Source organism: Streptomyces sp. KR55 (assembly GCF_052245645.1).
GTDB classification, from domain to species: Bacteria; Actinomycetota; Actinomycetes; order Streptomycetales; family Streptomycetaceae; genus Streptomyces; species Streptomyces flavusporus.
On record NZ_JBQQCE010000019.1, the window covers coordinates 1 to 26,241 of the forward strand.

Below are 26,241 nucleotides of genomic sequence, written 5' to 3' on the forward strand. Positions count from 1 at the left end.
ACCACGCCCGTCCGCAGCAGGCCACGGGCGCAGGCGGTGCGGACCGTCTCGCCCTCACCGAGCGGCAGCCTGCGACTCACCGGCCCCCCTTCCCTCACCCGTGGTGCTGTCATCCGATCAACGACACGCCCACGGAAAGGTCACGCATTCGATCCACGCACTCACATACGACACCGGTATCAGTGCCTGCCCCATGACACACCCCTACGGATCACTACGGATCCCAAAGGAAACACGGGAGCCTGTGCCGCATGGGTGATCTCTTTCTCGTCCGGCACGGGGAGACCGAGTGGTCGCGGTCCGGGCGGCATACCGGGCGGACCGATGTGCCGCTGACCGAGCACGGGCGGGACGAGGCACGCGCGCTGGTGCCGCTGATCCGCTCGCACCGGATCGGGGCCGCGTTCGTCAGCCCGCTGCAGCGGGCGCGGGAGACGGCGGAGCTGATCGGGCTGCATGGCCCACGGGTCGATGCGGATCTCGCGGAGTGGGACTACGGCGGCTACGAGGGGATCACCACCGTCGAGATCCAGCGTGACCGGCCCGGCTGGTTCCTGTTCGCGGACGGGGTGCCGCCCGGGCCGCCGGAGCATCCCGGGGAGAGCGTGGAGCAGGTCGGCGAGCGTGCCGACCGGATGCTGGCCAAGGTGGACGCCGCGCTCGCCAACACCGAGGGGTGTGTGGTGCTGGTGTCGCACGGGCACTTCCTGCGGGTGCTGACGGCGCGGCGGCTGGGGCTGTCGCCGGCGGCCGGCGCGCTGTTCCAGCTGGCGACGGGCACGCTGTGCCGGCTGAGCACGGAGCACGGGCGGCCGGTGATCGCCGGGTGGAATGTCAGACCCTCGTCGTAGCCTTCGAAGCGATGGGGACAGTGACCAGCGCCGGGAAGGAGCACGCCGTGACACGACCGCCGACCGCCGCCCAGCGGCGTGTCATCGACGCCGCCGATCCCGTCACCGGGCGGCTGCGCGGTACGGAGGCACAGCTCGCGGCGCTGGTGAAGCGGGGGCTCGCCTTCCGGCATCCGCGGCCGCCGCACGATCACTTTCTGACGCTGGCGGGGCATCGAATACGGGAGGCGGCGCCCGAAGCCCCCGAGCCTGCAGTGGAGGCTCCCGCCGCCTCCGGTGTGTTCGCCGCCCGCATCGGCGGTGAGGAGGGCGCCCCGGAGATGGGTCCGGCGCGCGTCCGTGAGGTGCACAGCGCCTGGCAGGGGCTGCTGGAGCTGCGCCGGATGACCAATCCGGACGGTGCCATGGACCGGCCGTGCGGGTGGGAGCGTAAGCATCTGGTGCAGGCCGCCGCGCTCGCCCTGGAGGCGGCCGGGCATCGTCCGGCCGGGCCGGAGCCGGACGCCGCGGGGTACCGGGTGCGGGCGACGCCGCAGCCGGAGGCGGTCGCCGTGCGCGAGCCCGACGCGGACGCCCTCCGCGCCTGTGCGGCCACGCTGGAGAAGGCGGGCTGGCAGGCCGGCGAGTACACGGAGCCGCGGACGAGGGCGCGCTATCTCCTGGCATCTCCGCGACGGATGTAAGGGGCACGTGTGAGGATCGGTTGAACCACCAACCGTGGCAGCAGAAGGGGAAGTCGTGACCGAGCCGTTTTCCGTTCCGGTGACCGTCCGTGGGTACGAGACCGATGTGCAGGGGCACCTCAACCAGGCCGTGTATCTCAACTACGCGGAGCACGCCCGCTGGTCGCTGCTGCAGGCCGCCGGTATCAGCCAGGCTGGTCTCATAAGCAGGGGCGTGGGTCCGGTGGCCCTGGAGACGACCATCCGCTACAAGCGGGAGCTGCTCGCGGGCGACGAGGTCGAGGTGACGTGTGCCTTCGAATGGGGCGACGGCAAGACGTTCCGCATCGAGCAGACGATCCGCAAGACGGACGGCACGGTGGCGGCCGAGATCACGGCGGTCGGGGGGTTGCTGAACCTCAAGGAGCGCAAGCTGGTCGCCAGTCCGCAGGACTACTTCAAGGAACTCGCCTCGGACCCGGCTCAGTTCGGCCTGTAGGTCCCGCAGGTCACACCAACTGCGGCTCGTGCTCCTCGTCGTAGGCCGCGCGTGATTCGGCAATGTAGACGCGGTTGCGCTCGGCCCAGTCGGTCAGCCGTTGCAGCGTCTCGTGCAACTCGCGGGCGACCGGCGTGAGTTCGTACTCCACCTTCGGCGGCACCGTCGGATGCACGGTGCGTGTGACGAGGCCGTCGCGCTCCAGGTTGCGCAGCGTCAGGGTCAGCATGCGGCGGCTGATGCCCTCGATGCTGCGCTCCAACTCGGTGAAGCGGATGGGTCCGTGGGCGGCCGCGACAAGGATCTGGACGCTCCACTTTCCGGAGACTCTGTCAAGAACTTCGCGCACCGGGCACGCGTGTGCGTTCACTGCCTGGACGGTAACACCGGTGTTCCTCTGGGACATTGAACTGCCTCCTTACGCCGGCCTCCATGGTCACCCACGATGTTCCCCGTTACAAGTCGTGCACCTATGGAGAACCGGAGGCAGCGCCGCCATGACGGCCATCGTCGAGTCCCCGACGCGGACACCGCACCGAACACAGCGAACGTACTCCCGCTGGGCGTCCCTCGTCGTCCTGTGCGCGGGAACACTGATGACGATCCTGGACGGCAACATCGTCACGGTCGCCATGCCGGCCATCCAGAGCGACCTCGGCTTCAGCGGGCCGGGGCTGGCCTGGGTCGTCAACGCGTACCTCATCCCCTTCGGCGGGCTGCTCCTGCTGGTCGGCCGCCTCGGCGACCTGGTGGGCCGCAAGCGGATGTTCACGGCGGGGCTCGCCGTGTTCACCGCGGCCTCCGTGCTGTGCGGGGTGGCGACCGACCAGGGAGTGCTGATCGCGGCGCGCGCCTTGCAGGGCGTGGGCGGGGCGATGACCTCGGCCGTGGTGCTGGGCATGCTGGTCGCGCTGTTCCCCGAGCCGCGCGAACAGGCCCGCGCCATCGCGGTGTTCAGCGCGGTCGGCGCGGCGGGCGGAGCCCTCGGTACGTTCCTCGGCGGCGCGCTGACCGAGGCCCTGAACTGGCACTGGATCTTCCTGATCAACCTGCCCATCGGGGTCGTGGCGTGGCTCGCGGCCGTGCGGGTGCTGGAGCCCGACCGCGGCGCCGGGCTCGGCAAGGGCGCCGACTACCCGGGCGCGGCGCTGGTCACCGGCGCGCTGATGCTCACGGTGTACGTCATCGTCGGCGCCGGCGACCGCGACCTCACGGCCACCCTGCTGCTGGCGGCCCTGGCCGTCGCTCTGTTCGTGGCGTTCACGCTCCGCCAGGCGCGGGCCACGCGTCCGCTGCTGCGGCTCAGGTTGTTCGGATCCCGGCTGCTGAGCGGTGCGAACGCCGTTCAGATGCTGATGATCGCGACGATGTACGGCTTCCAGTTCATCGGCGCCCTGTACGTCCAACGCGTCCTGGGCTACGGCGAGTTGCTCACCGGCACGGCCTTCCTGCCGGCGCCGATCGCGATCGGGGTGCTGATGCTGGGCCTGTCGGCCCGTACCGTCGGCCGGTTCGGCGCGTACCGGGTGCTGTTGGCCGGGCTGGCGCTCATCGTCGCGGGCATGGCCCTGCTGAGCCGGGCCCCGGTGAACGGCTCGTACGTGACGGACGTACTCCCGCCCCTGCTCCTGCTCGCCACCGGGTTCGCCGCCGCGATGCCCGCGCTGACCGGACTCGCGATGTCGGGGGCCCGCGAGGAGGACGCGGGGCTGGCATCCGGGCTGTTCAACACCACGCAGGTGGTGGGCGGTTCACTGGGCCTGGCGGTGCTGTCGGTTCTGGCGGCGAGCCGCACCGACGGCCTGCTGGACCGGGGCACGGAGCTGGTCGCGGCCACGGCGGAGGGCTATCAGCTGGCGTTCCGGGTGGCGACGGTGATCGCGGTAGGGGCGCTGGGTGTAGCGGCGGTCGTCCTGCGGACGCGCTCCGGGGAGGGGGATGGGGCGTACGGCGTCGGGATCCACCCCCCCCCGCCGTACGCCCCGTCCATGCGAACGACGTTACGTCGTTCTCGGTGCTCTCCGGAGCGGTTCAACTTCAGGTTGGACGGCACTGACCACGCCAGTCACAAGGAACAGGGCAGCATGATCGCCGCTGCATCATCTGGTGGAACAAGCACACCGTCGATATTCGCTTGCACACCGTCGTCACTCGGGTCAACGTCGCCTGAAACCTGACGAAGGCAGAGAAGATGACCACGCAGACCCACCGCGTCGACCACGAACTCATCCAGGCCGCGGCGCACGTCGCCCGCACTCGCTGCCGGGGCGACAACCACACCATGGCAGCCGCAGCCCGCGCCCGGGACGGCCGGATCGTCACCGCCGTGAACGCCTACCACTTCACCGGAGGCCCCTGCGCCGAGCTGGTCCTCATCGGCGCGGCAGCCGCCCAGGGCGCCTACGAGCTGGACACGATCGTCGCCGTGGGTGACCGCGACCGGGGCGTTGTTCCCCCGTGCGGCCGGTGCCGCCAGGTCCTTCTCGACTACTTTCCCACCCTCAAGGTCATCGTCGGCGCAGACGACCGCGTCCGAACCGTCCTCATCACCGACTTGCTCCCCGAAAGCTACGTCTGGGCCGACCACCAGCTCGACGCCGAGTAAACCGCGCCACTCCCCTCACCAAGGGAAAGTGCAGCGGGAACTGCACGCGTTCGAGGCGCCTGCGCGACGTCTCCAGCTGCCGACGCTCGGCCAGCACGGTGGTCGCGGTATGTACCGTCCGGTGCCGTCCCGGAGGGCCCCGCGGGCCAGGTCGCGATGACGAGCGCGCTTGTCAGACGGAGTGCGGTGAGAGATCCTCCTGCATGGCTGTCATCCACCACACCGTCCTCAAGCCGACCAAGCTGGAACTGCTCACCTCCTGGCTACCCTCCCGCCCGTGGTACCGCGGTGGCACGGGCGAACCGAAGTTGGCGAAGGCCGGCGGCTTCCGGCTGGACGACCCGCAAGGCGAGGTTGGCATCGAGTTCATCGTGGTCACCGACGCCTCCGGCCCTCACCTGATCACCTACCTGGTGCCGCTCGCCTATCGCGGTGCCCCGCTCGACGGGGCGGAGCACGCCCTCGTCGGCACCATGGAGCACGGCGTGCTGGGGCAGCGCTGGGCCTACGACGGCTGCCACGACCCCGTGCTGGTCGCCCAGTTGCTGGCCCTGATCGAGGGGCGGGTGCAGGCCCAGGACCAAAACATCAGCGACGTCCCCGACCGGGAGGTCATCGCCTCCTGCACCGGTGAAGGCTCCATCTCCACGGACTTCACCGCCACCGACGATCAAGAAGGCACCGAACTGACTACGCCGCACGGCACGACCCTCCGCTTGCACCGGGTCCTGCAGCCCGCCCCGGACGGCCCGTTTCCTCCGCCACCGGGAGCGACCGGCCAGGTCAGCGGCTCCTGGCAGATGCCGGATGGCTCCCGCGCCCGGGGGGTGTTCGCCGTCTTGCACACCGGCACCCGGGCGTAGCCGCGACATCATCGCTCGGCATCAAAGCCCGGCGGCCGTCCACCCCGCGAGCGTCGGCGCCGGCGTCCGACTGCCTGCACTACTGGGCTGCCGCCCGCCAGATCGTCATGTCCCCGGTCACGAAAGCGATGTGGGGCAACGCGGTCGACTTCGTCTGGATCACGAGCAGTGCGATGTCCCCGGAGGAGTGCTTGATACAGATCTCGCTGCCGTTCGCCGCCGCGGCCAGCGGGAGGAGCCGGCCTTCGGGCTTGGAGAGGGCGATACGACACGAGTCGAGGGTGGCCCCGGGCTTCGTGAGCAACAAGGCGAACTCGCTGGTATCACTCTCCAGCGCGCAAGTCTGCCCGCACACGAGGCGGATGTCGCCCTTGCGGTCCTTGCGCGGGACTTGCGGGTCCTTGAAGCTCACCGAGGTCTTCCCGTCCAGCCAGACGAGGGGGTACGGGGTGGCTTGCGGCGACTTGGACGCGGTCGGGGAGGGCCGCGACTCCTGTGTCCCGCCACCGGTCCCCGAACGCTCGGCACCGGTCCCCGACGTCGGCGCGGATGCCGATGACGACGCCGACGCCGACGCCCGTACGGACTCCGAGGAACCGGGCGTCGACGGTGCGCCCGCAACCCAGTCGCGGAACCTCTCCCCCGCGTCCGCGACCGTCCACGCCAAGCCCATCATCAGCAGCACCCCGGCCGTCACAGTCGCGGTCGTGATCAGCGCGGCACGCCGTCTTCGCGCCCGGCGCTCCCCCGGCCCTGTCGGCTGCGGTCGCGTGACGATCAACGGCGCCGTGTGCACCCGGGTGGGGTCAGGGACCGGGGACGGAACCGTCACCTCCGGACCCATGACCTCCCTCCAGACGGCCGGTCCCGCGCCCGCGTCGGCGTCCCCGCCCAGCCGCTGCCGGCACCACTCGACGACCTCCGCCAAGCTGGCCCGCTCCTCCGGATCGGCGGCCAGGCAGCGGGCGATCAGCGGACGGAGCGGCTCGGGCAGCCGGGACAGGTCGGGTTCTTCGTGCACGATCCGGTACAGCACGCTGGCCGCGGGGCCGTCCCCGTACAGCGGCTCGCCCAGCGCCGCGAACGCCGCAGTCTGGCCCAACGCGAAGATGTCCGTCGCCGCCGTGACCTCGCCCGCGGTCGCCTGCTCCGGAGCCATGAACTGGGGCGTGCCGACGGCGGAGCCCGTGGCCGTGTGCGAGGTGACGTCGGAGGCCAGCGAGATGCCGAAGTCGATCACGCGCGGCCCGTCGGCGGCCAGCAGCACGTTCGACGGCTTCAGGTCCCGGTGCACGATGCCCGCCTTGTGGATGGCCTGCAGCGCCTCGGCCACCCCCGCCACCAGCCACAGCACCGCGGGCACCGGCAGCGGTCCGCGCCGGGCGACTGCCTCCGCCAGGGAGGGTCCGGGCACGTACAGCGTGGCCAGCCAGGGCGGTACGCCGTCCGCGTCGGCGTCGATCAGCTCGGCGGTGTACGCGCCCCGCACCCGCCGGGCGGCCTCCACCTCCCGGCGGAACCGCCGCCGGAAGGCCGGGTCGTCGGCCAGTTCCGACCGTACCACCTTGATCGCCACCGGTCGGCCGCCCTGCGTGTGCGACAGGTAGACCCGGCCCATGCCACCCGCGCCGAGCCGGGCGGCGAGGCGATAGCCGGCCACCAGGGGCGGGTCGTCCGCCTGCAGCGGCTGGAACACCTCGGTCGCGTAGTTCATCGGCCCGCGCCCCCTCATCCCCTAACCCCTGGTCAACCGTGTGTTGACCGAGGCAGAAGCCTAAGCGGAATTCGGATGCGGGATGATCCGGCCACCTGGGATGCTCCTACTCCATGGCCGCACGACGTATCAAACCCAGCCTCTACATCTCCGTCGACATCGAGGCCGACGGCCCGATCCCCGGGCCGTACTCCATGCTGAGCTTCGGCGCGGCGGTCGCCGGAATCCAGGACGCCGACAGCTTCACGGCGGCCGACCCGGAGGAGCACACCTTCTACCGCGAGCTGCGCCCGATCAGCGGGGAGTTCGTGCCGGAGGCGCTGGCCGTGAGCGGCCTGGATCGGGAGCGCCTCGAGCGGGAGGGCATCGAACCGGCCGTCGCACTCGCCGAGTTCACCGGCTGGGTGCGCGAGGTGAGCGCGGGGGCCCAGCCGGTGATGTGCGGCTATCCGGCGTCGTACGACTGGATGTTCCTGTACTGGTACTTGATCCGTTTCACCGGAGCCAGCCCCTTCGGGCACTCGGGTTGTCTCGACATGAAGACCCTGTACGCCACGAAGGCGGGCCTGCCCCTGCGGGCGGTGGCCAAGGGCACGATGCCGCGCGAGCTGCTGTCGAGGCGCCGGCACACGCACCATGCGCTGGACGACGCCATCGAGCAGGCCGAGCTGTTCGCCAACCTCATGGCGTGGTCACCGGTTCCATCGGCGCCGTGACCTCATCGGCCTCGCGCCCCTTGCCGAGGTGGTTGAAGACCAGGTTCAGCAGGACCGCCGCCATACAGCCCGTCGAGATGCCCGAGTCCAGGACGATCTTCGCCGTTTCCGGGAAGGCGTGGTAGAACTCCGGGGCCGTGATCGGGATGATGCCGACGGCCAGTGATACGGCGACGATCAGGACGTTGTTGTCCTTGTCGAGGCCGGCCCGGACCAGGGTCTGGATGCCGCTGGCGGCCACCGAGCCGAACAGGACCACGCCCGCGCCGCCGAGCACCGGGCGCGGTACGACCGCGATGAGCGACGCGGCCATCGGGCACAGGCCCATCAGGACCAGGAAGGCGCCGCCCGTGGCGACGACGTACCTGCTGCGGATCTTCGTCATCGCCACCAGGCCGATGTTCTGGGCGAAGGCGCTGCACATGAAGCCGTTGAAGAGGGGGCTGATCGCCGAGCCGAGCGTGTCGGCGCGCAGGCCCGCCGCGATGGTCTTCTCGTCGGCCGGGCGCTCGACGATCTCGCCCAACGCCAGCATGTCGGCGGTCGATTCGGTCATCGACACCACCATCACCACGCACAGTGAGATGATCGCGGCGAGCTGGAACTGCGGGGCGCCGAAGTGGAACGGGGTCGGGAAGCCGATGACGTCCGCGTCCGCCACCGGGCCGAAGTCCGTGACACCGAACGGGATCGCTACCAGCGTGCCGGCGACCAGGCCGAGCAGCACGGCGATCTGTTTGACGAAGCCCCGGGTGAAGCGGCGCAGGAGCAGCACGATCAGCAGGGTCCCGGCCGCCAGGCCCAGGTTCGTCGCCGAACCGTAGTCGTCCGCCGCCGGGTTGGGGCCCTGCGCCCAGCCGAAGGCGACCGGGAGAAGGGAGATGCCGATCAGCGTGATGACTGTGCCCGTCACCACCGGCGGGAAGAAGCGCACCGCCTTGCTGAAGAAGGGGGCGGCCAGGAAACCGAGGAGACCCGCCACGATCACCGCGCCGAAGATGATCGGCAACGCGTCGGACTTGTCCTCGGTGGAGGCGACGATCGCGGTCATGGGGGCGACGCCGGCGAAGGTGACGCCGTTGACGAAGGGCAGTCGGGCGCCGATGTTCCAGATGCCCAGGGTTTGGAGGAAGGTGGCCAGGCCCGCGGTGAAGAGGCATGCGCCGGTGAGGAAGGTCAGGTCGGTGGCGGACAGGCCTATGGCCGCGCCGACGATCAGGGGTGGGGCGACGACGCCCGCGTACATGGCGGCCACGTGCTGCAGGCCGGTGGTCGCCATTTTCAGGGCGGGGAGTTTCTCGTCGACGGGGTGGGTCGCGTCGACTGGCTGATCGGACACGGCGGCTCCTCCGAGCGGCTAACACGTCGGCGTTGACGTGGGTTTCATGGAGGTGATGCGTGTGGTCGTGCGGGACCAGGACGGACCCGTTCTCAGGGAGGGGAACGGTGACCGTTCCGGGGCGCACGCGTCCAACGCGCACCCCGGAGACAGCCGCCATGGACCCCGCTCGGGTCCACGGCTGCCGACCGGGAGCCGTCCCTCCCGGCCGGAGATCAAGTGCCGTATGCAGTAAGGAGATTCAGTACGGCGATCAGGCCTGCGCCGAGATCTGCGCCAGGCGCTGCGCTTCCGCCCGCGTCGAGCGCGCGATCGTGTCCTCGTCGACGTGCAGCAGGCGGTTGTCCTCGACGATCTGGCGGCCGTTGACGAAGGAGGCCGTGACCGGGGCGGCGGCGCCGAAGACCAGCGCCGTCACCGGGTCGGCGATCGAGGCGTGGGCCAGGGTGTCCAGCTTCCACAGCACCAGGTCGGCCAGCTTGCCCGGCTCCAGGGAGCCGATCTCCGCGGAACGGCCCAGGACTTGGGCGCCGCCGTACGTCCCGAGCCTCAGCGCCTGCCGGGCGTTCAGGGCGGCCTCGCGATGCGCGCCAAGGCGGTTGATGAGCAGCGCGTTGCGCAGCTCGGTGTGCAGCTCGCCGGACTCGTTGGACGCCGTACCGTCGACGCCGAGGCCCACCGGGACGCCGGCCGCAAGCATGTCGGGAACGCGAGCGATACCGGCCGCAAGCCGCGCGTTGGACGACGGACAGTGGGCGACACCCGTCTTCGTACGGGCGAAGGCGGCGATGTCGGAGTCGTTCATGTGGACGCAGTGCGCCATCCACACGTCCTCGCCGAGCCAGCCGGTGGACTCGAAGTAGTCGGTCGGGCCCATGCCGAACAGCTCCTTGCAGAACTGCTCCTCCTCGACCGTCTCCGAGCCGTGGGTGTGCAGCCGTACGCCGAGGCGGCGGGCCAGCTCGGCGCCCTCCCGGAGGAGTTCGGTGGAGACCGAGAACGGTGAGCAGGGGGCGACGGCGACCTGCGTCATCGCGTCGAAGGAGGCGTCGTGGTGCTTGTTGACGGTCTCCTCGGTCGCGGCCAGCGCGCCCTCGAGGGTCTCGACGGCGAAGTCCGGCGGCAGCCCGCCGTCCTTCTCGCTGCGGTCCATGGAGCCGCGGGCCAGGGTGAAGCGGACGCCCGTCTCGCGGGCGGCACGGATGATCGCGCCGGACAGGTCGCCGGAGTCGTGCGGGTAGACGTAGTGGTGGTCCATGGCGGTGGTGACGCCGCCGCGGGCCATCATCGCGAGCGAGCCCTGGGCCGCCGCGTACACCATCGGCTCGTCGATGCGTGCCCAGGTCGGGTAGAGGGCGACGAGCCAGTTGAAGAGGTTGTGGTCCGTGGCCAGGCCCCGGGTGATCCACTGGTAGAAGTGGTGGTGGGTGTTGACCAGGCCGGGGGTCACGAGGTGACCGGAGGCGTCGATACGGCGGTCGACGTTCTCCAGGCCCTCGGGGGCCCTGCCCGCGCCGACCGACTCGATGCGGTTGCCGGCGACGACGACGTGACCGTTCGCGTACTCGGTGTCGTTCGCGTCGACGGTCGCGATCGCACAGTTCTCGATGACGATGCGCCGGTCTGCTGCCATGGTTCGTCCTTTGCGCTGATGTGGAGAGGGCACGGCAGGACCCTGGGAGTTTTGAGTGCCGCGGCCGGGGAGCCTTCTGAAATCCGTGTCCCCCGGCCGCGGGTGCCGAAATATGGAGTTGATCAGAGGTTGGTGAGGTCCACCGGGATCCTCGCCTCACACCCGTCCCGCAGGACGGTGGCCTCGATCAGGCCGTACGGGCGGTCGGCGGCGAAGTACACCTCGTTGTCGTTCTTCAGCCCGAACGGCTCCAGGTCGACGAGGAAATGGTGCTTGTTCGGGAGCGAGAAGCGGACCTCGTCGATCTCGCTGCGGTTGTCGATGATGCGCGCGCCCATTTGGTACAGGGTCTGCTGCAGCGACAGCGAGTACGTCTCGGCGAAGGCCTCCAGCATGTGCCTCTTGACCTGCTCATAGGACTCGTCCCAGTCGGGCATGGGCTGCTCGTCGCCGGTCCAGTTGAACCGCCAGCGGCCGGAGACCTGGGTGGCCAGGATGCGGTCGTACGCCTCCGGTAGCGTCGTGTACTTGTCCTTGACGTAGCCCCAGAACTCGGAGTCCGTCGAGTTCATCACGACGAGGTCCTTGAGGCCGGAGACGACCTCCCACCGCTCGCCGTCGAAGGTGATCTGGGCGAGGCGGGTCTCCTGGCCCTTGCGTACGAAGGAGTGCCGGGCCTCGCCCGAGGTCTCGATCCGCTCCCAGGCGTATTCCTCGATGCGGATACGGGCCGTCCTGATCGGCTCTTGCGAGGTCACGAAGTGCCGGGCCAGGTGGATGCCGAACTGCTCGGCGGACTCGATGCCGTGCTCCTTGGCGAACGCGTACACCGTGTTCTTGGTGGTGTCGGTCGGCAGGACGTTGGCGTTGGAGCCGGAGTAGTGGACCTCGTCCATGTCGCCGGAGAGCGACACGGATACGTTCAGGTCCTTGATGTGGTGGGTGGCGCCGTCCCGCGTGATCTTGACGACTCGGTTCTCGGCCTTGCCGTACTGGTTCTGTCCCAGGATCGTGGGCATGGTGTCTGCTAGCTCCCTCGGTATACGGAGTAGCCGAACGGGTTGAGCAGCAGCGGTACGTGGTAGTGCTCGCCGGCCTTCACGGCGAAGGTGATGGCCACCTCCGGAAAGAACACGGCACCGCTGTCCCGATTCGCGGGGGCGTCCTGCTGCGCATCGGCTTGCTTCTTCGCGAACTTCTCGAAGTACGGTTCGACGGCGAAGTCGAGCCGCACATGTGTAGTGCCCTCCGGCAGCGCCGGCAGGTCCTTGCACCGCCCGTCCGCGTCGGTCGCCGAGCCGCCGAGCGCCTGCCAGTCCGCATCGCGCCCGCCGCGGGCGGAGAGGTGGACGGCGACGCCCTCGGCGGGGCGGCCGACGCTGGTGTCCAGGATGTGCGTGGACACCGAGGCGGTGGTGCTCTTGCTCATGTCTGATCTTCCTCTACGAGGTTGGCCAGTCGGATGCGGTTGATCTTCCCCAGCTCGGTGCGGACGATCTCCCGCTCCCGCTCCGGCGAGTTCCCGATCCGCTCCTTGACCGCGTCCCGCATCTGCTCGCCGGTCCGGCCGGTCGCGCAGATCAGGAAGACATGGCCGAACTTCTCCTGGTAGGCCAGGTTGAGTTCGAGCATCTCCGCCTTGAGCTCCGCGGAGGCGCCGGCCATGCCGCGCTGCTCCCGGGCCGAGGTCGGGTCGCCCGGCTTGGGGCGGCCGATCGGCGGGTGCCCGGCCATCGCCTCCTCCAGGTCTACGGCGGTCAGCTCGGCCATCGCGGCGTCGCTGGCGGCGTAGAGGTCGTCGGGGGTGGCGTAGGGGCGGGCGGCGAGCAGCCGCTTGGCCCATGTGGTGGAGGCGCACGCCTCGTGGAGAGCGGCGTAGGCCGCGTGCTCCTCCAGGGCGTTGAACCGGGCCAGGCCCGGGGGCGTGGAATTCGACGTCACGGGAGCCTCCGTGGCCGCGAAGGGCCTTCGTGCTGAACGGGCGTGCCGATAGCTAACGCCCTGCGACGACGAGACGTCAACACTTTGTTGAAAATTCGCGGTAACGGAACCTGAGCAGGCCGCCTCAGACGTTCTTCTCGCGGTTCAGGTAGTTGTAGACCGTGAAGCGGCTGACGCCGAGCGCGCTCGCCACGGTCTCCACGCCGTGCCGCACGGAGAAGGCGCCCCGCGCCTCCAGTGTTCGTACGACCTCCTGCTTGGACTTGCGGTCCAGCTCGGCCAGCGGCTTGCCCTTCTTGCGCTCCATGGCGGCGAGGATGTGATCGAGGGAGTCGGCGAGCTGCGGGAGGCGTACGGCGACGACATCGGCACCCTCCCAGGAGAGCACGACGTCGTCGGGGCCGGCCTCGTCCGGCGGGAGCATCTCGCCGCCCATGGCGTCGACCAGCGGTTTCACAGCCGTGATGAAGGGCTCGTCCTCGCTCACCGGTCACCCTCCGCGATCACATTGACCTGGAGCGAGACCCGGGTGGCGCCGGCCTCGAGAGTCTTGCGCAGCAGCGCGTCCACCGCGGTGAGCACGGCGTCGGCCCCGCCCTCCGCGGTGTTGCCGAACGGGCCGACGTCCACCGCGTCCAGCTCCGCCGCCTCCACGACCTCACGGGCCACCAGCGCGTGCGCGGGTGCCTCGTCGAGGTCGAACGGCTCGGTCGTGAATTCCACTCTCAATCGCACTGTGCCCCCAGAGCATGCCTCTGACCTGCACTTTTACCCAGATCACCCACCGCGAGGGCACATCAGGGCACAACGAGGATGCATCAGTCGACTGCTTTACAGCCGCGACGCACCCCAGGCCAATCGATTTCACTGGGACGGAGCCGCTTCGTCCGCCACGAGGCGACCCTAACCGACCATGGCCTCCCTCCGCCCTACACGTGGCCAAGCCGCCCGCGCAGCGCCATGGCCCAAAGGCTGGTCGTCTCAAATCCGGCCGTCCCGTCGAGTCGGCGACATTCCCAGCAGCGACCAGACGCATTCACCCCGCAACGCCGATGGCCGGGCTGCCGGACCGGCCAGGGGATGCTCCAGCCGGTGCCCCGGTCACGATCTGAGGCCCGCGCCGAGGGGCGGCCCAGCCTGTTGTGGCCGGCCCGCCCCTCGGCCTGTCTCGCCTTCCAGGCTCGTTCGCCGTGTAGGGAGATCAGACCGTGGTCGAGGCTTTTCGGGCAACTTGCCCCGCTGGCAAGTGTTCGCCTGACCGGCGGGATGCCACTGCTGCCATCACGGTGACGGGGTCACCGGTTCGGCTTGCCGGGCCAGGAAGGGCCGCAAGTGCGCCAGCAGCGCCTCCGGCTGCTCCTCCGCGATGAAGTGGCCACATTCCGGGATCTCGGCACCGGTGACGTCGTCCGCGTAGGTGCGCCAGATCTCCAGCGTCGGCAGGCGGGAGGGCAGCCCTGCGGAACCCCACAGCGCCAGTACCGGCATGGTGAGGCGGCGGCCCTCGGCGGCGTCGATGTCGTCGAGGGCGACGTCCTGCTCCATGGCGCGGTAGTCGTCGAAACTCGCACGCATGGCACCGGGGCGGGAGAACGCTCGGACATATCCGTCGACCGCTTCGGGTGTCAGTCCGTGGCGGTTGTAGGTCCACCGCTCGAAGAAGTACTCGAGATACCCGCGGATGTCGTGCCCCACGAGCCGCTCGGGCAGATCGGGCTGCATCTGGAACAGCCAGTGCCAGTACCCGGAGGCGAGCGAGGCGTCCAGCCGGCGGAACATCTCCCGGGTCGGCACGATGTCGAGCACGGCCAGCCGCTCCACCTGTTCAGGACGGTCCAGCGCCCAGCGGTGCCCCACGCGGGCACCGCGGTCGTGACCCACGACCACGGCCTCCTCGAATCCGAGAGCTTCGACGAGGCCGGCCATGTCGACGGCCATTCGTCGCTTGTCGTACCCCGTCGCGGGCTTGTCGCTCAGGCCGTAGCCACGCAGGTCGGGCGCCACAACGGTGTGGTCGGCGGCGAGATCCGCCAGCACCGGCCGCCAGCAGTCGGATGTCTGCGGCCAGCCATGGAGCAGAACGAGCAGAGGGCCGGATCCCGCTCGGACGTAGTGCAGGCGGACCCCGTCCACCTGCGTCACTCCGGTCGTCACTGTCGGCTGTCCCATGGATGCGCCTCCTCGGCACGAACTAACCCTCTTAGATGGTTAAGCTAGTGTGCAGAATGGGGGCATGGCAACGGACGACACGTGGATCTGGGACGGCGGGCGGGTCTGCCTGGACTTCGTCAACACCCTCCGCCACCGGTGGCGGACCGCGCCGGAGGAGACTCTCCGAAATTCGGGCGACCTGACCCTCTGGCTTCAGCAGGCCGACCTGCTCACACCGGGCACCCCGGACCCCGCCGGTGCCGCCGTCCTGGCCTCGGGCCGACGACTGCGCGAGACGGTCGACCGGGCCGTACTCGCGGTCGCCGACGGCCGGTTGCCCTCGTCCGGCGACGTCACCATGCTCAACCGAGCGGCAGCGGAGGCCCCCCGCCCCGCCCTGCAGATCGCCGTCACGGACGGACGCCTGGAGCCCGCCGACACCACGGGCATCGCCACCGATCCCGCAGCCGCACTGGCACTGATCGCCCAGGACGCCGTCGATCTGCTCCTGTCCGCCCAGATCCGGTGCGTACGCGTCTGCGGAGCGGACATGTGCGCCTTGCGCTTCCTGGACCGCTCCCCCGCCCACAACCGCCGCTGGTGCTCAATGTCCCGCTGCGGCAACCGCACCAAGGTCCGCCTCCACCAGGCCCGAGCCAGACGGAGTGAGCACACCCGGGCAGACTGAGCCCACCACGAACTCCTGGCGCAAGCGCCTCAGCTCACTCGGCGGGCCTCATACGAAATGCAGGGCCAGGAACGCTCTCGATGTCTTCCGCCTGCACGGCGTGGCCTCGTTCGCAGCGGATCTGGGCGTCGACGTGCGCGCCGCATCCGCGGTGTCGCGCCAGTACGGCCGGGCCCTCCGGGTCGGCGCGGTAACGGTCACCCCACTGCAGGAGCCCCATCACGGCCGGCACCAGATCCATGCCCTTGGGAGTGATCACATACTTCGGCCGACTCCGCGAGCCAGGCTCTTTATAGGTCTCAGTGGCCAGGATCCCTTCCTCCACGAGCATCCGGAGCCGCGCCGCGAGGAGGTTGCGAGGACAGCCGAGGACGCGCTCGAAGTCGCTGAACCGGGACGAGCCGTACCAGACCTCGCGAAGGATCAGGATCGTCCACTTCTCACCCACGACCTCAAGGGTCCGGGCAATCGAACAGTTCGACATGTCCCGGTCGAGACGGAGGTCCATGCCGGCATCCTGAAGAGCTTCGATCCTCGCATCCATGGGGGTGATTCTAACCTCACCTAAGTTTACTTTTCTATACTCAGCAAGTAGCGTCGCGACCAGCACATCGACCACCGAGAAGATCACGCAGAAAGGGCGGCCGATATGAAGGCATTCGTAGTCGAGAAGTACGGCAAGGACGGCGCACGCCCCGCACAGGTACCTGAGCCCACCGTCGGGGACCGCGACGTCCTGGTCAGAGTGAGCGCCACCAGCATCAACCCGCTGGACAAAATGGTCCGCAACGGGGAGTTCAAGCAACTCCTGAAGTACAAGCTCCCGTTCGCACTCGGCCACGACGTGGCCGGCGTCGTGACGCGGGTCGGCTCCGCCGTGCGCAGCTTCAAAGTGGGCGACGAGGTCTACGCTCGTCCGCGCGACCTGCGGATCGGAGGCTTCGCGGAGTTCATCGCGATCGACCAGGACGACGTCGCGCCCAAGCCGGCCTCGCTCACCCTCCAAGAGGCAGCCGCAGTGCCGCTGGTGGCCTTGGCCGCCTGGCAGATTCTCGTCGACCGTGCCCGTGTGAAGCCGGGTCAGAAGGTGCTCATCCACGCCGGTGCCGGTGGCCTCGGTTCGACGGTCATCCAGCTCGCCAAGCACCTCGGCGCCACGGTGGCGACGACCACGAACACCCGTACGGAGGAGTTGGTCAGGAGCCTCGGCGCCGACGTCGTCGTCGACTACACCAAGGAGGACTTCTCGAAGGTGCTGTCCGGCTACGACCTGGTGCTGGACTCCCTGGGCGGGGCGAATCTCGAGAAGTCGCTGACGGTACTGAAGCCCGGGGGCCTGGCCATCGGTGTCGTCGGCCCGCCGGACGCCGGGTTCGCCAAGCAACTCGGCGCCCCCTCGTTCATGGGTGTAGTCATGAACACGCTCAGCCGCAAGGTACGCAAGCAGGCCAAGGCGCTGGGCGTGCGCTACCAGTTCTTCTTCATGCAGGCCAACGGCTCCCAGCTGCGCAAACTCAGCGCCCTCTACGACAGCGGGAAGCTCCGCCCGGTCATCGACAGGACCTTCCCGTTCGACCAGACACTCGAGGCGATGGCGCACGTCGAGCAGGGCCGCACCAAGGCCGGCAAGGTCGTGGTCTCGATGGTGCCCGACAACAACTGAGATCAGGCTGGCCAAAAGCTTCCGCCCGGCGCGGTCACAAGAGAGGGCGACGCCGCCACCAAGGCGATGCATGGGCGACCACTTCGCGACAGTCGCCGCTGTCGGTCGGCATCTCGGTGCCGTTCCGCAACGCCATACGCTCGTGGCACAGCGCACCGTTCGGCTCTACGCCGACCCGAGCCGTGGTCAAAGCCCGCCGATCTCGACACTCATGACGGACGAGGAACTGGCCAACGGCGCCTCATACTCCCGCTTTAGGTCCAGGAACCTCTCGTCGCCACCGCGGTCACCGCCAGCAGCACCGACACAACGCGACCGTCGTCGCGCAGGCGGTGCCCAGCCGCGCCGCTCGGTCCAGAAACGCGGCAACCGCGACGGCGGTCGCGTTCTGTCGCCGTGCTCGACGAGACCGGACGCTGTACGGACGCGGCCAGACAGGCTTACACCGACGGCATACCCGGCGCTAGTCGGACGTCTGGCGCGGCAGTCCGCGGAGCCCGGCGCTCCCATGTGTCTCGTTGACACGCGCCCCTCCTGCACGACCGGCCCCTTGCGTAAAGCGATGTCCTGCTCACGGCGGAAATGCTCGGGCCAGCAGTGTCCGTCCGGCATGCGACGCACGTTGCCAGGTGGGACTGCGGTCCTCGTCGACCAGGGCCGCACGGACGCCCTCCAGGAAGTCCGGCGTGCGGATGGTCGTGCGTGTGAGGGCGAGTTCGGTGCCAAGGCACTCGCGCAACGTGTGCTGCCTGCCCCGGGCCAGCAGGGCGTGAGTGATCTCCAGGCTCTGCGGCGAGGCGGACTCCAAGGCGGCCAGCGCGGTTGCCGCCTCGGGAGTGTCGAGGTGGCGCAGGCGTTTCTCGATCTCGCCGAGGGTTGGTGCGCCGAACGCCCAGTCCGCGTCCCCGCGTACCTCCGCCAGCCTGCTCTCCGCCACCGGGGAGCGGCCGACAAGGCGGTTGAGGACGACGTCCACCGGTCGCCAGGGTTGTCGGCCAGGGCATCCCCGACCGCGTCGAGCCGGCCCGTGGGAACGAAGTGCGATGCCGGTCAGGACGAGGGCGCCGGCGGCGAATCCACCTGGCGTTCCATCGCCCACACCTGCCGGCTCGTGCCAGGCGGGCGGTTCGGTTCGTGGGCGTCCGCCGCCCAGGCATTCGTGTCACTCACCAGGGTCACGGGGTCGATGCTGTGGTCGAGGGGAACGTTGACGGCACCGGACAGGTGCCCGGAGGCATACTCCTCGGGCGATCGGACGTCGATGACCGTCAGGTTTCCCAGCCGGACCTGAGCAGGGACGAGTGAAACAGAGGTGGTCACGCTGTCATCCTTTATCGTCGCCCCTACCCCGATCAGGGGAGTACATTACCCCTAGGGGTATTTCTTGAGGAGTGATGGTGGACCTTGAACTCGCGGGCACGGAGCTGAAGTCCGTACTGAACCGGCTTCGCCGGGCGCAGGGCCAGATCGCCGGAGTGATCCGGATGATCGAGGAGGGGCGGGACTGCGAGGACGTGGTGACTCAGCTGTCCGCGGCGTCCCGCGCTCTCGACCGGGCGGGGTTCGCCATCATCGCCACTGGTCTGCAGCAGTGCCTGACGGACACCGATGGCGACGGAAAGTCCAGCGAGAGCCGTGAGGAGATGCGTACCCGCCTGGAGAAGCTCTTCCTCTCGCTGGCCTGAAGCGGGGATCACACGGCCGCGTCGATCAGCATGAACGCGGCCACCGCCAGCAGTGCGACCGCGAAGACACGCCGCAGGCGACCGCCGGGGACCTTCGCCGACAGGCGCTTGCCGTCCCATGCGCCGGGAATCGCCGCGCCCAGGAACGGGCCGAAGGTCTCCCATCGCAGCCCGTCGAGGGTGCCCTAGCGGACGACAAGGGCAGCCAGTGAGTTGCCGGTGATCACGAGGAGGCTGGTGCCGACCGCGGCCTGCATCCGCAGACCGAGGACGCCTACCGGTGCCGGTACGGCGAGGAAGCCCCCGCCGACTCCCAGGAAGCCGGTGACCGCTCCGAGCCCGGCACCGGCCGCCGCGGCCTTCTTCGGGCGTACGGCCGTCACAGGGTCCTCGTACGTGTTCCGCTGCCCGAGCATGGGTAGTGCGGCCAGGATCGCCACGGCGGCGAACGCCGCGGTCAGGATCGTCTCGGGGACGCGGCCGTCCAGGCTTCCGCCGAGCAGGGCCGGGAGGATGCCGGCCGCCGCGAAGAGGCGCCGGCACGCCATTGGACGTTGCCGTCGCGCGCGTGGGCGAGCAGGGCGGTGGCGGAGGTGGTCGTGACGATGATCAGGCTCGCGGTGGTCGCCCCGGCCGAGGTGAAGCCGAGCAGGTAGATCAGAGCGGGGACGGCCAGAACGCTGCCGCCGCCCCCAGCGCCCCGAGCGCCAGCTCGATGACGGCGCCGGCGGTCAGGGCGAGGAGCAGGGTAGTCACGCTATCGAGCCGGCCCTGCCGCGCCGCTCGACCACGGGCAGCCCTGCCGCGGCCCACGCTTGCATGCCGCCGGTCACGTCGACGACGTCGGCCCCGCGTCCCGCGAGGAGAGCAGCGGCTCGGCGGGACCGGCCGCCCGACCGGCAGATCACCACGAGACGGCGTCCCTGTGCGACATTCGGCAGTTCGGCACCGGCGGCCAGCATGGTCAGCGGCAGGTGGACGGCGTGCGGCGCATGGCCGACTTGCCATTCCTGCTGCTCCCGTACGTCCAGCAGGACGGCGTCACCCTCGGCGCCGGTCCGCTGGGCCGCCTGCTGAACGGTGACCCGCTCCGGGCCACGACGGAACAAGAACATGGGGAACTCCTTGGAAATAGTGCGCGCGAACGCGCGCGGATGACGCCTGGACCGCGTGCGGGTCAGGCGGCGCGGAGGCTGAGCCCCGCCGCCGCGGCTGCGGCGAACCCGTCGTCCACCGCGACGACGTCGCGGCCCGCGGCGTCCAGCAGTGAGGCTGCGATCCCCGCGCGCATGCCGCCGGCGCAGTGCACCCACACCTGCCCTTCGGGGATCTCGTCGATCCGTTTGTGCAGGGCATGAAGCGGGATGTGCACAGAGCCCTGGATGTGGGCGTCCGCACGTTCCGAGTCCCGGCGGACGTCCAGGACCACGACGTCGCCGTCGGCCGATACCAGGTCGGCGAAGGTGGCGCGCGGGTAGGCGCTCAGAGACTCCCCCGGCCGGATCCACGAGGCAGGTTCGCCGGTCGCCGCGGCGGCGGGACGGTCAATACCGACTCGGACCAATTCCCGCTGAGCCGAGGCCAGTTGTTCCGGCGACTCGGCGAGCAGGGTGACCGGCTTGCCCCACGGGATCAGCCAGGCGAGGTAGGTGGCAAGTTTGCCGTCGGCCTCGAAATTGAAGGAACCGGAGACGTGACCTTCGGCAAAGGCGACTCGGTTACGCAGGTCCACGACCCACTCCCCCGCCGCCAGCCGGGCCGCGATGTCGTCGGCGTCGGCGACGGCGGGCGGGGTGAGGTCCAGCGGGGCGGGGCCGGCGGCGTTGGCCGGGCCCATGTGCGCATAGTACGAGGGCACATCGCCCAGGCCGGCCAGCAACTGCCGCACGAAGGACTCGACATGCTGGACGAGAGCCGGATTCACCGTCTTCTCCTTTCCCATGGTCGTCGCGTCGCCCTCGGCCTGCCCCGAGGAGCAGAAGCTCCCGAAGCCATGGGTGGGCAACACCACTGTCTCGTCCGGCAGTTCCACGGCGAGGCGATGAGCTGAAGCGTGCTGCGCGCGGGCCAACTGTTCGGTCAGTCGCGGCTCGACCAGATCCGGGCGGCCGACCGCGCCGATGAGCAGGGATCCACCGGTGAATACGGCGACGGCCTCTCCGGCTGCCTCCAGCACGTAGGAGGTGTGGTGCGGGGTGTGGCCGGGGGTGGCCAGGGCGCGCAACGTGAGACCGGAGTCGACTTCCGCGGTGTCGCCGTCGTGCACGGGAATCCGCTCGAAGGAGACCCGCGCGGCGGCCGGGACGAGGTAGGCGGCGCCGGTGACGCGGGCCAGCTCCAGGCCGCCCGTCACGTAGTCGTTGTGGAGGTGCGTCTCCACGACATGGGAGATGCGCACTCCCCTGCGGGCGGCCGCGGAGACCACCTGGTCGATGTCCCTGGGCGGGTCCACGGCCACGGCCGTTCGCGCACCCCCTGCGAGGTAGCTGCGATTGCCGAGCCCTTCCAGCTCGATGATGTCGACGAAGAACACGTGGACGCTCCTTTCGTATCGAAAATACCCCCAGGGGTATATACAGGCACAATGCTAGTACCCCGGGGGGTATTCCATCGGCGGGATGGGGGATCAGTCGTGCGAGAACCGGACCTCGGGCAGCAGCCGCCGCAGCCAGGCCGGGGACCACCAGGCGGCCCGGCCGGTCAGGCGCAGCAGGACCGGCAGGAGGACCAGCCGGATGAGGAAGGCGTCGAGCAGGACGGCGACGCCGAGCACGATGCCCATCTCCTTGGGCGGCAGCGGATCGGCGAGCGCGAAGGTGAAGAACACGGCGACCATCACCGCGGCCGCGGCGAAGACGACCCGGCCGGACTGGGCGAGGGCTCCGACGACCGCCTTCTTGGGGTCTCCCGTCTGCTCGTAGTGCTCCTTGGCGGAGGAGAGCAGGAAGACGGTGTAGTCCATGGCGATGGCGAAGATCATCGCGAAGAAGAAGACCGGCCCCCACCCGTCGAGGAAGCCCTGTGGTTCGAAACCGAGCAGGTCCGAGAGGTGTCCGTCCTGGAAGATCAGCCGGGCGACGCCGAAGGCGGCGGCGGTGGCGAGCAGGTTCGTGATCACGCCGAGGGCGGCGACCAGCGGCGCCTGCAGGGCGATCAGCAGGAGGACGAAGCCGAGGGCCAGGATGACGCCGATGACCAGCGGGGCCTTGTCGTCCAGGGCCTGCTTCAGGTCGAGGTTCTCCACGGCCGCGCCACCGACAAGCGCGTCGCCGGGCAGGTCGGCACGCAGCGTGCTGACGGTGTCGGTCAGTGCCGGATCCGACGGGTCGACGGACGGCATGGCCTGGATGAGACTCCAGCCGGTCCCGTCGGCGGCCTGCTGTGCCGGCATAACACCCGCGATGCCCTCGGTGGACTTCAGCACCTCGACCGTGGCAGCGACCTGGGCGTCCGGAGCGGCGATCTGCAGCATGCCCGGCGCGCCCTCGCCGAAGTGGTCCTGCACCAGTGCGTAGCCCTGGCGCGAGCTGTCGTCCTCGGGCACGACCTTGATGGACGGCATCGCCGTCTTCAGCCCGAGTACCGGCACGGCCAGGGCGACGAGCACGGCCAGCGCGAGGACGCCGAAGCGCAGCGGCTGGCGCCACAGGCGTTCGCCCCACGCGCCGAACAGCGGCGATTCGGTGCGGTCGGTGCGGGTGCGGGGCAGTGCCCACTTGTTGACGTTCGGGCCGAGCTTGCCCAGGACGGCGGGAAGCAGGGTCAGAGTGGCGGCGAGAACGAAGACGACGGAGAGCATGATTCCGACCGCCATCGTGCGCACGGCGGGCGCGGGAACCAGCATCACGGCGGACAGGCTGACAAGCACGGTCAGCCCCGACAGCAGGACCGCCTTCCCTGCGGTGTCCATCGTCTCCACCACGGCCCGCCGCCGCTCGCCGCTCTTGGCCAGCGCGGCGCGGTAGCGAATCACCAGGAACAGGGCGTAGTCGATGCCCAGGGCGAGCGCGAACATCAGGGCGAAGTCCATCGCCCAGATGGAGATCGGCGTGACGTGACTGATGAGGACGAGGGAGCCGACCGAGGCGACCAGACCCGCCATCGTGAGCAGCAGTGGCAGCCCGGCGGCGACCAGCGAGCCGAACGCCACGACGAGCACGGCGAGGGTGACCGGCCAGGAGATGATCTCCGCCTTGATCATCGCCTCCAGATTGGCGGTGTTGAAGTCGCTCCACATCACCGAGGATCCGGTGGCCCGCACGGTCACGTCGTCGGTGGACAGCTCCCGCAGCGGATCCTTGAGGTCCTCCGCGGCCCGCACCATGTCGTCGGTGTTCGCGGCGGCGCCGCCCAGGACGATGGCGGTCCGGCCGTCGGGGCTGATCGTCGCGCCGGCCTGGGGCGGTACGACCTCGCTGATCCGGTCGTCGGTTTTCAGTTCCTCGGCGACCTCGGCGATCACGTGCTGCACGGCCGGGTCGCTCACCTGGTGGCTCCGGGAGGACACAACCACTTGGATCGCGGAGGAGGCATTGCCCCCGAAGTGCTTCTCGGCCAGCTCGCGCACCTTTACCGACTCTGAGCCGTTGCTCTGCCAGCCGGCCCCCGAGAGCACCGAGGTCACCTGCGGGGCGAACGCACCCAGGACTGCGACGACGACCAACCATCCGAGCAGAACCTGCTTGAAGTGACCGGCGGTCCAGTACCCGAGCCGCCCCAGCGGGCCCGCCTGGCCCGGCGGCGAGGGGTCCTCGGCGTTCCGGCCGGGTGCGTCAGTGGTCGCTGTGGACATACTTCCTCCTCAAGACGCGATACCCCGGGGGGTATCCATGTGAGGGACAATACCCCATGGGGTATTGTTCGTGAGCACAAGGAGGCCGACGGTTCAACCCCACCGGCCTCCCTCGATGAGACAAGGCCCGGTCACGCCGATGAAGGGAACGACTTCTTCAGCAGAGCCCACTTCCCTCTCATCTCCCGCCCTCGACCGTCCGCACGGCCCGGAAGTAGGCGATGTTCGCCGAGCTCTACACGGAGCTGATTCAGCAGGTGGCAGCCTTGGGCGATGCGACGACCGAGGCGGTCCGTGCCACACCGGACGAGCCCGCCATGACCGCGGTGGCCCATCTCACGCACGCCTTCCTGCGGCGGACCATCGACGACCCCTCGCACCGAGAGCTGATGGCCCAGGCACCCTCGGTCCTGGGGGGAGCAGTACCGGCACATCAACGACACCATCGCCCAGCCGCCGATCGAACGGCTGCTGACTGTCCTGGCCGAACGTGGTGACCTACAGCCGGACGTTCCCGTCGCCACCGTCGCCCGCCTGCTGTTGGCCGGCCTGTATGAGGGAAACCAGATCCTTGCCGCCGCGGCGGACCGGGAGGACGCCCTGGCCAGGACGTTCCGGGCGATCACCCTGCTGATGTCGGGCCTGGCAGCGGATGGCGTCGGCGCCCACGGTTGACGTCGACCGTGGGCTGGTGGACGGCACCGCGCAGCAGCTCTCCTCGGCCGCCGACATGGCCTGCCCGTCGCTAACGTGCCGCCTTGTCCTCGATGTCATGGACCAGGTCGATGGCCCGGCCCAGGGTGGCCAGTCGAGCATCGAGAGTCTCGCCAGCGGGATAGAACCGGACGGTGTCGACGCCGGCGTCACGCCACACACGCAGCCGCTCGCGCACCATGTCCTCGGTTCCGATCAGCGTGGTCGCCAGCACCATCTCGTCGGTGACCAGACCGGCCGCGCCGTCCCGGTCCCCAGCCTGCCAACGTGTCCGGACCTCGGCCGCCACATCCGCCCAACCCTGGCGGCTGTAGGCGTTGTTGTAGAAGTTCGTAGTCGCGGAACCCATGCCGCCGAGGCTGAAGGCCAACTCCTTCTTGCGTCCGGCCACCATCGTGCGCAGCGCGTCCTCGTCATCCGCGAAGGCGACCTCGGCGCCCTGGCAGATGTCGAGGTCGGAGCGGGCGCGACCGGCGGCGGCCAGGCCTTGGTCCAGATGGTCGAAGTACGCCGCTTTGGCGCCCTCGGGCACGAAACTGGTGCCCAGCCACCCGTCGGCGATCTCACCGGTCAGGTGCAGCATCTTCGGCGAGAGGGTCGCCAGGTAGACGGGGATGTCGTATTCGGCGCGCATCGACAGGCGCATGGGCTTCGCCTCCCGACCCGGCAGTGGGATCTGGAACTCCCGCCCGGAGTAGGAGACCTTGTCGCCCGAGGCGGCCTGCCGCACGATCTCGACGGTCTCGCGCATCCGTGACAGCGGACGGTCGAAGGGCACGCCGTGCAGCCCTTCGATCACCTGCGGTCCGGAGGGGCCCAGTCCGAGGAGGAAGCGCCCCTGGGAGATCTGCGACAGCGTGATCGCGGCGCGGGCGATGGCCATCGGTGTGCGGGTGCCGAGCTGGATGATTCCGGATCCGAGGAGCATGCGCTCGGTCTTCGCAGCGAGGTAGCCCAACGGCGAGGGCGCCTCGGAGCCCCACGCCTCCGCGACCCAGCAGATGTCCAGACCGAGTTTCTCCGCCTCGGTGACATAGTCGACGATCTCCCGCCAGTCGCCCCCGGAGGCTTCGATCGTGGTGGACGTACGCATCAGAGACTCGCCTCGCCCGAGGTGTGGGCCCTCTCGGCCAGTTTCTTGATCTCTTCGAGGGTGACGGTCATGTTGGCCTCGAACTCCCGCATGCGCACGAAGACGATCTTCTGCTCCTTCTCCGGCATACGATCGATGGCGAAGGAGAGGCCCGAGCGGGCGGGCCCCATCTGCATCCATTCCCGCAGCAGAGTGCCGCCGTCCTGCGGCACCAACGTGAACCGCCAGATCGCCGTCGGGTTCAACGGATCCTCGACCGCCCAGGCGAGGGTCCTCGACGGCTCGTACTCGACGATGTGGGATGTGGTGGCCCACTCCCCCAATGCCTCGTGCTTGCTCCGGCCGATGAACCGGGCTCCCAGAGCAGGGCCGGTCCTGCCGTCCAGCCATTCGACGGACTGCAGCTCAGAGCTCGTACGCGGCATCAGCTCGATGTCGGACACCAGCGTCCACACCTGCTCCGGCGGGGTGGCGATCCAGGTGTGGACCTCGACCGTCGGCTTGTCCGCATAACGCGCGCCCGTCCACTCCATGATCCTGCGGCCTCCCTGCCGATCCGAGCACCCACTTGCCACAACCTGACCAGTAAAGTTGCGTAGATAGACTCACCTGTCAAGGGCGAACACAACCCG

28 protein-coding genes and 2 pseudogenes are annotated in these 26,241 nt (G+C 69.5%); 11 read left to right on the top strand and 19 right to left on the bottom strand.

The window, feature by feature from the left end; translation table 11 throughout:
• The first annotated feature begins 251 nt into the window (after nucleotides 1–251).
• The 3 genes from ACTWQJ_RS04655 to ACTWQJ_RS04665 are packed head-to-tail and all read left to right on the top strand — an operon-like array spanning nucleotide 252 to nucleotide 2,012.
• Complete coding sequence (locus tag ACTWQJ_RS04655; RefSeq protein ID WP_409468670.1) at nucleotides 252–851, top strand: histidine phosphatase family protein; 600 nt, start codon at nucleotides 252–254, stop codon at nucleotides 849–851.
• A 47-nt stretch (nucleotides 852–898) separates the two neighbouring features.
• Nucleotides 899–1,534: a hypothetical protein gene (locus ACTWQJ_RS04660; protein ID WP_443305319.1), complete on the top strand. Its 636-nt coding sequence runs from the start codon at nucleotides 899–901 to the stop codon at nucleotides 1,532–1,534.
• Between the two features lie 55 nt (nucleotides 1,535–1,589).
• Nucleotides 1,590–2,012, top strand: a complete 423-nt coding sequence (locus tag ACTWQJ_RS04665) for an acyl-CoA thioesterase (RefSeq protein WP_443305320.1) — start codon at nucleotides 1,590–1,592, stop codon at nucleotides 2,010–2,012.
• A 10-nt stretch (nucleotides 2,013–2,022) separates the two neighbouring features.
• Here the strand turns inward: ACTWQJ_RS04665 and ACTWQJ_RS04670 are convergent, their stop codons facing one another.
• Nucleotides 2,023–2,418, bottom strand: a complete 396-nt coding sequence (locus ACTWQJ_RS04670) for a winged helix-turn-helix transcriptional regulator (protein ID WP_443305321.1) — start codon at nucleotides 2,416–2,418, stop codon at nucleotides 2,023–2,025.
• A 91-nt stretch (nucleotides 2,419–2,509) separates the two neighbouring features.
• Here ACTWQJ_RS04670 and ACTWQJ_RS04675 point away from each other — a divergent pair.
• The 3 genes and pseudogenes from ACTWQJ_RS04675 to ACTWQJ_RS04685 form a co-directional block, all read left to right on the top strand.
• Nucleotides 2,510–3,943: pseudogene (locus ACTWQJ_RS04675) on the top strand (MFS transporter); the annotation flags it as partial.
• A gap of 260 nt (nucleotides 3,944–4,203) precedes the next feature.
• Entirely contained in the window at nucleotides 4,204–4,617 is a 414-nt protein-coding gene (locus ACTWQJ_RS04680; RefSeq protein WP_443305322.1) for a cytidine deaminase, read from the top strand.
• A gap of 203 nt (nucleotides 4,618–4,820) precedes the next feature.
• On the top strand, nucleotides 4,821–5,480 hold the full coding sequence (locus tag ACTWQJ_RS04685) for a maltokinase N-terminal cap-like domain-containing protein (RefSeq protein WP_443305323.1): 660 nt from the start codon (nucleotides 4,821–4,823) through the stop codon (nucleotides 5,478–5,480).
• A 79-nt stretch (nucleotides 5,481–5,559) separates the two neighbouring features.
• On the opposite strand, the gene ACTWQJ_RS04690 is transcribed toward ACTWQJ_RS04685, so the two are convergent.
• Nucleotides 5,560–7,194 carry a serine/threonine-protein kinase gene (locus ACTWQJ_RS04690; RefSeq protein ID WP_443305325.1) on the bottom strand — a complete coding sequence of 545 codons (1,635 nt, stop codon included), beginning with the start codon at nucleotides 7,192–7,194 and terminating at the stop codon, nucleotides 5,560–5,562.
• A gap of 113 nt (nucleotides 7,195–7,307) precedes the next feature.
• On the opposite strand from ACTWQJ_RS04690, the gene ACTWQJ_RS04695 reads away from it, so the two are divergent.
• Nucleotides 7,308–7,910, top strand: coding sequence for an exonuclease (locus ACTWQJ_RS04695; RefSeq protein WP_443305326.1), 603 nt, complete (start codon nucleotides 7,308–7,310; stop codon nucleotides 7,908–7,910).
• On the opposite strand, the gene ACTWQJ_RS04700 is transcribed toward ACTWQJ_RS04695, so the two are convergent.
• The 8 genes from ACTWQJ_RS04700 to ACTWQJ_RS04735 all read right to left on the bottom strand — a co-directional run bounded on the left by ACTWQJ_RS04700 (nucleotide 7,876) and on the right by ACTWQJ_RS04735 (nucleotide 14,992).
• A complete protein-coding gene (locus ACTWQJ_RS04700; protein WP_443305327.1) occupies nucleotides 7,876–9,249 on the bottom strand; it encodes a nucleobase:cation symporter-2 family protein in 1,374 nt (457 codons plus the stop codon). The two genes, ACTWQJ_RS04695 and ACTWQJ_RS04700, sit on opposite strands and share 35 nt — an antisense overlap.
• A 253-nt stretch (nucleotides 9,250–9,502) precedes the next feature.
• Complete coding sequence (locus ACTWQJ_RS04705; RefSeq protein ID WP_443305328.1) at nucleotides 9,503–10,882, bottom strand: 8-oxoguanine deaminase; 1,380 nt, start codon at nucleotides 10,880–10,882, stop codon at nucleotides 9,503–9,505.
• Nucleotides 10,883–11,004: 122 nt separating this feature from the next.
• Nucleotides 11,005–11,901, bottom strand: coding sequence for a factor-independent urate hydroxylase (gene pucL / locus ACTWQJ_RS04710; protein ID WP_443305329.1), 897 nt, complete (start codon nucleotides 11,899–11,901; stop codon nucleotides 11,005–11,007).
• 8 nt (nucleotides 11,902–11,909) lie between these two features.
• Nucleotides 11,910–12,311, bottom strand: a complete 402-nt coding sequence (uraH, locus tag ACTWQJ_RS04715; RefSeq protein ID WP_443305330.1) for a hydroxyisourate hydrolase — start codon at nucleotides 12,309–12,311, stop codon at nucleotides 11,910–11,912.
• Nucleotides 12,308–12,823 (bottom strand): 2-oxo-4-hydroxy-4-carboxy-5-ureidoimidazoline decarboxylase, encoded by a 516-nt coding sequence (gene uraD / locus ACTWQJ_RS04720; protein WP_385786882.1) that lies wholly within the window; start codon nucleotides 12,821–12,823, stop codon nucleotides 12,308–12,310. The genes uraH and uraD overlap by 4 nt, the downstream gene beginning before the upstream one ends.
• A gap of 124 nt (nucleotides 12,824–12,947) precedes the next feature.
• Nucleotides 12,948–13,310, bottom strand: coding sequence for a helix-turn-helix domain-containing protein (locus ACTWQJ_RS04725; protein ID WP_443305331.1), 363 nt, complete (start codon nucleotides 13,308–13,310; stop codon nucleotides 12,948–12,950).
• Nucleotides 13,307–13,558, bottom strand: a complete 252-nt coding sequence (locus ACTWQJ_RS04730; RefSeq protein ID WP_443305332.1) for a hypothetical protein — start codon at nucleotides 13,556–13,558, stop codon at nucleotides 13,307–13,309. Before ACTWQJ_RS04730 ends, ACTWQJ_RS04725 begins: the two co-directional genes overlap by 4 nt.
• A gap of 546 nt (nucleotides 13,559–14,104) precedes the next feature.
• Complete coding sequence (locus ACTWQJ_RS04735) at nucleotides 14,105–14,992, bottom strand: alpha/beta fold hydrolase (protein WP_443305333.1); 888 nt, start codon at nucleotides 14,990–14,992, stop codon at nucleotides 14,105–14,107.
• Nucleotides 14,993–15,056: 64 nt separating this feature from the next.
• Here ACTWQJ_RS04735 and ACTWQJ_RS04740 point away from each other — a divergent pair, with 64 nt between their 5' ends.
• Complete coding sequence (locus ACTWQJ_RS04740) at nucleotides 15,057–15,662, top strand: CGNR zinc finger domain-containing protein (RefSeq protein WP_443305334.1); 606 nt, start codon at nucleotides 15,057–15,059, stop codon at nucleotides 15,660–15,662.
• Between the two features lie 34 nt (nucleotides 15,663–15,696).
• On the opposite strand, the gene ACTWQJ_RS04745 is transcribed toward ACTWQJ_RS04740, so the two are convergent.
• Nucleotides 15,697–16,170 carry a winged helix-turn-helix transcriptional regulator gene (locus ACTWQJ_RS04745; RefSeq protein ID WP_443305359.1) on the bottom strand — a complete coding sequence of 158 codons (474 nt, stop codon included), beginning with the start codon at nucleotides 16,168–16,170 and terminating at the stop codon, nucleotides 15,697–15,699.
• Between the two features lie 141 nt (nucleotides 16,171–16,311).
• On the opposite strand from ACTWQJ_RS04745, the gene ACTWQJ_RS04750 reads away from it, so the two are divergent.
• Nucleotides 16,312–17,325, top strand: a complete 1,014-nt coding sequence (locus ACTWQJ_RS04750) for an NADP-dependent oxidoreductase (protein ID WP_443305335.1) — start codon at nucleotides 16,312–16,314, stop codon at nucleotides 17,323–17,325.
• 571 nt (nucleotides 17,326–17,896) lie between these two features.
• Here the strand turns inward: ACTWQJ_RS04750 and ACTWQJ_RS04755 are convergent.
• Nucleotides 17,897–18,301, bottom strand: coding sequence for an enoyl-CoA hydratase/isomerase family protein (locus ACTWQJ_RS04755; RefSeq protein WP_443305336.1), 405 nt, complete (start codon nucleotides 18,299–18,301; stop codon nucleotides 17,897–17,899).
• A gap of 74 nt (nucleotides 18,302–18,375) precedes the next feature.
• Complete coding sequence (locus ACTWQJ_RS04760) at nucleotides 18,376–18,645, bottom strand: rhodanese-like domain-containing protein (RefSeq protein ID WP_443305337.1); 270 nt, start codon at nucleotides 18,643–18,645, stop codon at nucleotides 18,376–18,378.
• 77 nt (nucleotides 18,646–18,722) lie between these two features.
• Here ACTWQJ_RS04760 and ACTWQJ_RS04765 point away from each other — a divergent pair, with 77 nt between their 5' ends.
• Nucleotides 18,723–19,010 carry a metal-sensitive transcriptional regulator gene (locus tag ACTWQJ_RS04765; RefSeq protein WP_443305360.1) on the top strand — a complete coding sequence of 96 codons (288 nt, stop codon included), beginning with the start codon at nucleotides 18,723–18,725 and terminating at the stop codon, nucleotides 19,008–19,010.
• An 8-nt stretch (nucleotides 19,011–19,018) separates the two neighbouring features.
• On the opposite strand, the pseudogene ACTWQJ_RS04770 reads toward ACTWQJ_RS04765, so the two are convergent.
• The 4 genes and pseudogenes from ACTWQJ_RS04770 to ACTWQJ_RS04785 all read right to left on the bottom strand — a co-directional run bounded on the left by ACTWQJ_RS04770 (nucleotide 19,019) and on the right by ACTWQJ_RS04785 (nucleotide 23,802).
• A pseudogene (locus tag ACTWQJ_RS04770) lies at nucleotides 19,019–19,766 on the bottom strand (sulfite exporter TauE/SafE family protein).
• Nucleotides 19,763–20,125, bottom strand: coding sequence for a rhodanese-like domain-containing protein (locus tag ACTWQJ_RS04775; protein WP_443305338.1), 363 nt, complete (start codon nucleotides 20,123–20,125; stop codon nucleotides 19,763–19,765). Before ACTWQJ_RS04775 ends, ACTWQJ_RS04770 begins: the two are co-directional and overlap by 4 nt.
• Nucleotides 20,126–20,187: 62 nt before the next feature.
• Complete coding sequence (locus ACTWQJ_RS04780; RefSeq protein WP_443305339.1) at nucleotides 20,188–21,543, bottom strand: rhodanese-like domain-containing protein; 1,356 nt, start codon at nucleotides 21,541–21,543, stop codon at nucleotides 20,188–20,190.
• Nucleotides 21,544–21,636: 93 nt separating this feature from the next.
• The gene (locus tag ACTWQJ_RS04785; protein WP_443305340.1) at nucleotides 21,637–23,802 is read right to left on the bottom strand and encodes an MMPL family transporter; all 2,166 of its coding nucleotides are present in this window, start codon (nucleotides 23,800–23,802) and stop codon (nucleotides 21,637–21,639) included.
• A 471-nt stretch (nucleotides 23,803–24,273) separates the two neighbouring features.
• On the opposite strand from ACTWQJ_RS04785, the gene ACTWQJ_RS04790 reads away from it, so the two are divergent.
• Complete coding sequence (locus ACTWQJ_RS04790) at nucleotides 24,274–24,477, top strand: hypothetical protein (protein WP_443305361.1); 204 nt, start codon at nucleotides 24,274–24,276, stop codon at nucleotides 24,475–24,477.
• A 70-nt stretch (nucleotides 24,478–24,547) separates the two neighbouring features.
• On the opposite strand, the gene ACTWQJ_RS04795 is transcribed toward ACTWQJ_RS04790, so the two are convergent.
• On the bottom strand, nucleotides 24,548–25,609 hold the full coding sequence (locus tag ACTWQJ_RS04795; protein WP_443305342.1) for an LLM class flavin-dependent oxidoreductase: 1,062 nt from the start codon (nucleotides 25,607–25,609) through the stop codon (nucleotides 24,548–24,550).
• Nucleotides 25,609–26,142 carry an SRPBCC family protein gene (locus tag ACTWQJ_RS04800; protein ID WP_443305343.1) on the bottom strand — a complete coding sequence of 178 codons (534 nt, stop codon included), beginning with the start codon at nucleotides 26,140–26,142 and terminating at the stop codon, nucleotides 25,609–25,611. The genes ACTWQJ_RS04795 and ACTWQJ_RS04800 overlap by 1 nt, the downstream gene beginning before the upstream one ends.
• Nucleotides 26,143–26,241: the final 99 nt, after the last annotated feature.

Coding starts and splice junctions, on each gene's coding strand:
- ACTWQJ_RS04800 (WP_443305343.1), bottom strand. CDS start 26,142: ATGGAGTGGACGGGCGCGCGTTATGCGGACAAGCCGACGGTCGAGGTC.
- ACTWQJ_RS04655 (WP_409468670.1), top strand. CDS start 252: ATGGGTGATCTCTTTCTCGTCCGGCACGGGGAGACCGAGTGGTCGCGG.
- ACTWQJ_RS04745 (WP_443305359.1), bottom strand. CDS start 16,170: ATGGACCTCCGTCTCGACCGGGACATGTCGAACTGTTCGATTGCCCGG.
- ACTWQJ_RS04685 (WP_443305323.1), top strand. CDS start 4,821: ATGGCTGTCATCCACCACACCGTCCTCAAGCCGACCAAGCTGGAACTG.
- ACTWQJ_RS04795 (WP_443305342.1), bottom strand. CDS start 25,609: ATGCGTACGTCCACCACGATCGAAGCCTCCGGGGGCGACTGGCGGGAG.
- ACTWQJ_RS04705 (WP_443305328.1), bottom strand. CDS start 10,882: ATGGCAGCAGACCGGCGCATCGTCATCGAGAACTGTGCGATCGCGACC.
- ACTWQJ_RS04670 (WP_443305321.1), bottom strand. CDS start 2,418: ATGTCCCAGAGGAACACCGGTGTTACCGTCCAGGCAGTGAACGCACAC.
- ACTWQJ_RS04750 (WP_443305335.1), top strand. CDS start 16,312: ATGAAGGCATTCGTAGTCGAGAAGTACGGCAAGGACGGCGCACGCCCC.
- ACTWQJ_RS04695 (WP_443305326.1), top strand. CDS start 7,308: ATGGCCGCACGACGTATCAAACCCAGCCTCTACATCTCCGTCGACATC.
- ACTWQJ_RS04740 (WP_443305334.1), top strand. CDS start 15,057: ATGGCAACGGACGACACGTGGATCTGGGACGGCGGGCGGGTCTGCCTG.
- ACTWQJ_RS04690 (WP_443305325.1), bottom strand. CDS start 7,194: ATGAACTACGCGACCGAGGTGTTCCAGCCGCTGCAGGCGGACGACCCG.
- ACTWQJ_RS04735 (WP_443305333.1), bottom strand. CDS start 14,992: ATGGGACAGCCGACAGTGACGACCGGAGTGACGCAGGTGGACGGGGTC.
- uraH (WP_443305330.1), bottom strand. CDS start 12,311: ATGAGCAAGAGCACCACCGCCTCGGTGTCCACGCACATCCTGGACACC.
- ACTWQJ_RS04785 (WP_443305340.1), bottom strand. CDS start 23,802: ATGTCCACAGCGACCACTGACGCACCCGGCCGGAACGCCGAGGACCCC.
- ACTWQJ_RS04775 (WP_443305338.1), bottom strand. CDS start 20,125: ATGTTCTTGTTCCGTCGTGGCCCGGAGCGGGTCACCGTTCAGCAGGCG.
- ACTWQJ_RS04680 (WP_443305322.1), top strand. CDS start 4,204: ATGACCACGCAGACCCACCGCGTCGACCACGAACTCATCCAGGCCGCG.
- pucL (WP_443305329.1), bottom strand. CDS start 11,901: ATGCCCACGATCCTGGGACAGAACCAGTACGGCAAGGCCGAGAACCGA.